This is a genomic window from uncultured Gimesia sp. (assembly GCF_963972345.1).
Classification (GTDB): Bacteria; Planctomycetota; Planctomycetia; order Planctomycetales; family Planctomycetaceae; genus Gimesia.
In genome coordinates this window covers 1-5965 of record NZ_CAXAVM010000295.1, presented here as the reverse complement: position 1 = coordinate 5965, position 5965 = coordinate 1, and the positions used below count along the sequence as shown (strand labels likewise).

Below are 5965 nucleotides of genomic sequence, written 5' to 3'. Positions count from 1 at the left end.
TGGCGCTGCCATAAACGGGGGGCCTTCTTTGCGAATCCCTGTTACACGCAGATCCATCCCACCTGTATTCCGGTCAGCGGCGATTATCAGTCCAAGCTGACTTTGATGAGTGAGAGCCTCAGAAACGATGGCCGCGTCTGGGTGCCTCAGTCTCCTGATGACAATCGACGCGGAAACGAGATCCCGGACAGCGAACGGGATTACTATCTAGAACGCCGCTACCCGGCGTTTGGAAACCTGGTGCCCCGCGATGTGGCCTCTCGTGCTGCCAAAGAACGCTGTGATGCCGGTTACGGTGTCGGTTCATCGGGTCAGGCCGTGTTCCTGGATTTCCGTGATGCGATTGCCCGCGATGGTCGGCACGCGATTGAAGCCAAGTATGGCAACCTGTTTCACATGTATCACAAGATCACAGGCGAAGATCCCTATCAGGTTCCGATGCGGATTTATCCCGCCGTGCATTATACGATGGGCGGCCTGTGGGTGGATTATCATCTGCAGAGTACCATCCCCGGTCTGTTTGTACTGGGGGAAGCCAACTTTTCGGATCATGGTGCGAACCGCCTGGGAGCGTCCGCTCTGATGCAGGGACTGGCCGATGGCTATTTTGTCGCCCCTTATACCACAGGACACTATCTGGGCTCACAGAATCTGCCTTCGGTCTCAACGGATGATGAAGCGTTTGCGGAAGCCATGGCGAATGCCCAGGACCGGAACGCAAAAATCCTGGGAGTGCAGGGCACCCGCTCGTCCGACAGTATCCATCGCGAACTGGGACACATTCTCTGGGATTACTGTGGAATGTCCCGGGAACGCCAGGGGCTGGAAACGGCGATGGGCAAGATCCGTGACCTGCGAGACGAGTTCTGGTCCAGCATCAAAGTGATCGGCCAGGGCGAGCAGTTAAACCAGAATCTGGAACATGCAGGCCGTCTGGCCGACTTCCTGGAGTTTGGTGAGTTGATGGTGCGTGATGCACTGGTGCGGGAAGAATCCTGCGGCGGTCATTTCCGTGAAGAACACCAGTCTCCTGAAAATGAGGCGATGCGTGACGATGAAAATTTCTGTCATGTCACGGCCTGGGAATTCACGGGAGTGGGCAATGAGCCCGTAGAACACCGTGAGCAGTTAGAATTTGTTGAAGTACCTCTGGCTACGAGGAGTTATAAATAATGAGCGAGACACTGGATCTGACGCTCAGAGTGTGGAGACAGCCCGGCGCTGATGTCGCGGGTAAGTATGTGGAATACAAGCTGACCGGGATTTCGACCCATATGTCCTTCCTGGAAATGCTGGATGTCCTGAATGAGCAACTGCATGCTCAAGGCGATGAGATGATCGCCTTTGACCATGACTGTCGCGAAGGTATCTGTGGTATGTGCAGCCTGATGATCAATGGTCAGGCACACGGCCCCGATACTGGAACGACTACCTGTCAGTTGCATATGCGACGGTTTAAAAACGGTGATACGATTGTGGTCGAGCCCTGGCGGGCACAGGCGTTTCCCGTGATCCGTGACCTGGTTGTTGACCGCAGTGCCTTTGATCGCATCATCGAGAAGGGGGGCTTTATTTCGGTCAGTACCGGTAACGCTCCCGAAGCGAATGCGATTCCAGTGCCGGCGCCGGTTCAGGAAACTGCGATGGATGCAGCGGCCTGCATTGGCTGTGGTGCCTGTGTTGCTGCGTGTAAAAATGCCTCCGCGATGCTGTTTGTGTCTGCCAAAGTTTCGCATCTGTCGACACTGCCTCAAGGCAAGCCGGAACGGTCCAGTCGCGTCCAGAATATGGTGGCACAAATGGATCTGGAAGGATTTGGCAACTGCACCAACACGGAAGAATGTTCAGCCGCCTGCCCGGCTGAGATTTCGATATCGAATATTGCCCGCATGAATCGCGAATATATGCGGGCCAAACTGTGCTCTAAGGAATAAGACGCGGTTCATCCCAGTCTGCTACAGAAAAGCGAGGCCTGCTTCAGCGAGGACCTCGCTTTTTTTACATCGAAAGAGTCGGGGAATTTTCAGATTCCCTGAGTGTGTGAATTGCGAGATTCGCCCTGAACTTCCACAATAGATGAGCATCAAGATTGATGACAGGTCACGCTCGTTTTTGATCCATTCCGTCAGCAACAGCCCCTAGAGAAGAGAGAAATCTGTGTCTGATTCCTTGTTATATACTGCCTGTCATCAGTGGCATGTCGACCATGGTGGCCGTATGGTTGATTTTGCGGGCTGGGAAATGCCTCTGCTCTATTCCAATATCACCACAGAGCACCAGGCGGTCCGCAATGCGGCAGGCCTGTTTGATATTGCCCACATGGGACGGCTGTTTTTCACCGGACCTGATGCCTGCCGCTTTCTGGATCGGTTGCTGACGAACAGTGTGGAATCCCTCAAGCCGGGACAGATCCGGTATTCGCTGGTTACGAATGAATCAGGGGGGATTCTGGATGACGTACTGGTGTACCGCTTCTCTGATTTTTACATGCTGGTGGTGAATGCTTCCAACCGTCTGAAAATTGTGGACTGGATCGAAGGGCAGCGGGCCGGCTTTGATGTACGGATTGAAGACCAGACCCGTGATAAATTCATGCTGGCTTTACAGGGACCGCAATCTCTGGGCATTCTCAATCCCCTGGCGGATGCGGAGCTGAACGAGATCAAATATTATTACGGGATCGAAACCCAGGTGCTGGGAGTCAATGCTCTGGTCAGTCGCACGGGTTATACTGGAGAAGATGGCTTCGAAGTTGTCCTGGATCAGTCAGAAGGTGAAGCACTCTGGAAGCGATTGATCGCCGATGGCCAGTCAGCAGGACTGATTCCAGCCGGCCTGGGATGTCGAGACACGCTGCGACTGGAAGCGGCAATGCCCCTGTATGGTCATGAACTGGATGAAACGACCGATCCCTTTACCGCAGGCCTGAATTTCGCAGTGAAACTGAAGGCGGCTGATTTCATCGGGAAAGAGGCTTTGGTTGCTGCAAAAGCACGCGATGACCGAAAAGTTCGCGTGGGCTTTACCCTCGAGGGGAAGCGGGCAGCCCGTGAAGGGTCGCTGTTATTCTCTGGAGATCAGCAGGTGGGAATGGTGACATCCGGGTCTTTCTCACCCACTCTGGATCAGCCGATCGGAATGGCATACGTGGAATCCGGATTCGCCGATGCAGGGCAGATTCTGGAAGCCGATATACGGGGCAAACGATTCCCCGTCAAAGTGACGGAGCTGCCCTTTTATCAACGCGACACTTAAACGATAGCAGGTGAAGAGGGGCTGCCAGGTACTTTGTCGCGCACAGTGAAAGCGTGATAAAACAGTTCAAATGCATGCCAGGGGCTTTGTGATTGCCCGGCTACCGATTAATCGACCGGTTTCGTGACAAGGTCATCGTCGGCGATCACTTCTTTGGCGACATCCTGCACGAAGTTATCAATCTGCTTTTTCTCTTTGCCTGGCGGTGGAGCTCCTGCATTCATGCCCACACCGGGCTTGAAGATGAAGGCAGGGGCCATGTCGATGATCGCACCCCAGTATGTTGTGAAGACGGGGTATTTGACGTCAGGGTTCTTTTCCTGGTAGTCGTCCATCTTCTGCAGCAGCAGGTTATGGGCAATCCGGGGATGGCGATGATGCGGGCCATGTACGAAGATATCGAAATTGAAGTAGGTGCAGAGTTTCGTAATCAGGTTGGAACCGACTACCGTTCGTGTGCCCAGCATGGGGTCATAGCTGCTCATGCCCAGATGCTCGGTGAATTTGCGTGTATTCTGATAAATGCCTGCCAGATAATGGGGCAGGAACCAGACACGTACCAGATCCCAGACTACACCGTAGTACGCACACAGTCCCAGGACGGAGCCCCAGAAGAGAACCATGGCCACATATTCAATGCGAATCGTCTGACGAACTTTGGGGTCCGTGAGCGGCGAATCTTTATGCCAGAAGATGCGACCATAGATGTAGGGAGCCATAAACAGGCCCATACCGAGGTCAAACCAGATAAAGATTCTGCGGAACCGCAGCGATGTATTGGGGTCTGAATAAGGCCAGAGTTCCCAGTCGCTGGGTTTATTCAGATAGGCATGGTGGCGAATATGGCTCTCACGATAGACGGTGTAGGGAACAAACATCGCTGTCCCCAGCACACGGCCTAACCAGATGCTGGCATTCTTGGAACCGGAGAGGGTGTGGTGAGAGCATTCGTGAAAGCAACTGGTCCAGCAGAACAGACAGTAGGAGGTGAATAGGGTCCAGAAGATCTGCCAGCCTATCGCCTGGCTCGGCCAGTAGACAGCCAGGCACCAGAGGCCGATTAATCCCAGGGGTAAGAATAAAAAACGAGGAATCGTCGTTTTTTCTTCGAGATCCTTCAATTCCTGCTCAGTAAATTGTGTGACGGACACGTTTCGCTCCGGACTTATGAACTATCAGCATTTTTTCTAATAGATGAATCAAACAGTTGTGAGTATCAGATAAGGGTTACATTAGATACTGCTGAGAACGCATAAAATGTTACTCCCAGAATTTTGGTGAGTCAACTAGAGCGCATCACATTTAAAAATAGCGTCTCTCAATCTATGATGCTCGGTCAAAATGACACGGGAGACGCTACAGTAAAACTGGACACAGTCTAATCAGAACTTTCGGCCATTTGTTGTGAATACTGTATGATGTCTTATCGTCTAAATACCGGTTTGCGCTTATTTTTAATTCGGGTAAAATGAATCACATGGCGGTATTGGGTATTTTACGATAAATGTATCGGTTTGGGAGTGCGAAATTGCCACAAATTTAGAGATTCTCGTCTCTGGAATCTAAAAATGGATTCCCTTGTGATTTTTCTGTTCCCTTTGTAGGGGTCCGAGGCATAAAATCAATCATTTCCATTTGTTGCGTCAGAGCTCAAATTTTAGTCAGACTCGGGAACTTTCAAACCGATAAAAGTCTTCTATATCTCAGTTGTAATTTGCCTGTCCGGCATGCTAAACCCGTTTTGAGTGGATATGATCACAGAGGAGTCGAGATTTTCAGATGGCAGAATATTCCAATTATCAAAAAGATGTGATCAAACGTTACTACGACAATCGAGAATCCATCGATCAACAGCGACTGTCAGAACTCTGCACCAACCTGTTTCTGACGGAAGGTAAGAAAAAAGCAAAACTCTGGGAAAAAGCCCGCGAACTGATGGAACGCCTCAACGTTCCCGCCTCACGTATTGATCATGTACTCAAATCAGAAGATCCTGCAGTGCTGGCTGAAGTTGTACAAGATCTCGAATCCGGGGCGATTCGTTAAATTCATCCGCGCTGTGTACATTGAGTTGCCACCTCTTGTGGAACCCCTTTTTCGAGGGTCTCTTCCAGCGACACACTGAGCTCCTGCTGCTGCGGAACCGCGATGTCTTTACTCAGGCTGTGATTGGCCGTCAAAGTGTAGACAGTGGCGGTCAGCGTCATCACGAAAGCTGAAGTATAAAACATCGGAGTAAAACCCCAGCGGTCGATGATGCTTCCCAGAATCGGAGCAAAAATAATTGCGCCCCCATCAAAAAAGCCCAGTACGATTGTGGTTCCTGTTCCCCGGTAATGAGAGGGAAATGATTCGGTTCCCAGAGAAACGACCGCGGGAAACAGGAGTGCGTGTCCAAAACCACACAGGATGGATGGACCAATCAACTGCCATTCCTGTGTGATGGAGGGCAGAATCGTGTGACCGATGGCATGTCCCATCAATCCCAGGGTGATCATTTTGTTGCGGCCCACTGTCTCACCCCAGCGTCGCGTTACAATGCGGATTATGAAGGCGGAAACAGCGTAACCGGCGAAGAAGGTGCCGATACCGCCCAGGTCTTTCTGAGAAACAAACCGCGTCAAAAAGACGCTGATGACAGTAAAGCTGAGCCCCATCATAATTGCCACCACCACGACCTGACCTGGCCAGTAACGGAACAGCAACTGAT

6 protein-coding genes are annotated in these 5965 nt (G+C 51.6%); 4 read left to right on the top strand and 2 right to left on the bottom strand.

Going from position 1 to position 5965, the window contains the following annotated elements:
* The 3 genes from sdhA to gcvT all read left to right on the top strand — a co-directional run.
* A partial coding sequence (gene sdhA, locus AACZ40_RS27850; protein WP_339676819.1) for a succinate dehydrogenase (quinone) flavoprotein subunit occupies positions 1 to 1173 on the top strand: 1173 nt, incomplete at its 5' end.
* Positions 1173 to 1934 carry a succinate dehydrogenase/fumarate reductase iron-sulfur subunit gene (locus AACZ40_RS27845; RefSeq protein ID WP_291180113.1) on the top strand — a complete coding sequence of 254 codons (762 nt, stop codon included), beginning with the start codon at positions 1173 to 1175 and terminating at the stop codon, positions 1932 to 1934. The genes sdhA and AACZ40_RS27845, both read left to right, overlap by 1 nt.
* Positions 1935 to 2157: 223 nt before the next feature.
* Positions 2158 to 3255: a glycine cleavage system aminomethyltransferase GcvT gene (gene gcvT / locus AACZ40_RS27840; protein WP_291180117.1), complete on the top strand. Its 1098-nt coding sequence runs from the start codon at positions 2158 to 2160 to the stop codon at positions 3253 to 3255.
* 107 nt (positions 3256 to 3362) lie between these two features.
* On the opposite strand, the gene AACZ40_RS27835 is transcribed toward gcvT, so the two are convergent.
* Entirely contained in the window at positions 3363 to 4406 is a 1044-nt protein-coding gene (locus tag AACZ40_RS27835) for a fatty acid desaturase (protein WP_291180120.1), read from the bottom strand.
* 628 nt (positions 4407 to 5034) lie between these two features.
* Between AACZ40_RS27835 and AACZ40_RS27830 the strand changes: the two genes are divergently transcribed.
* Positions 5035 to 5301, top strand: coding sequence for a hypothetical protein (locus tag AACZ40_RS27830; RefSeq protein WP_291180123.1), 267 nt, complete (start codon positions 5035 to 5037; stop codon positions 5299 to 5301).
* Between the two features lie 2 nt (positions 5302 to 5303).
* Here the strand turns inward: AACZ40_RS27830 and AACZ40_RS27825 are convergent.
* Positions 5304 to 5965: MFS transporter (locus AACZ40_RS27825; protein WP_339676815.1), on the bottom strand; the 662-nt coding region annotated here is incomplete at its 5' end.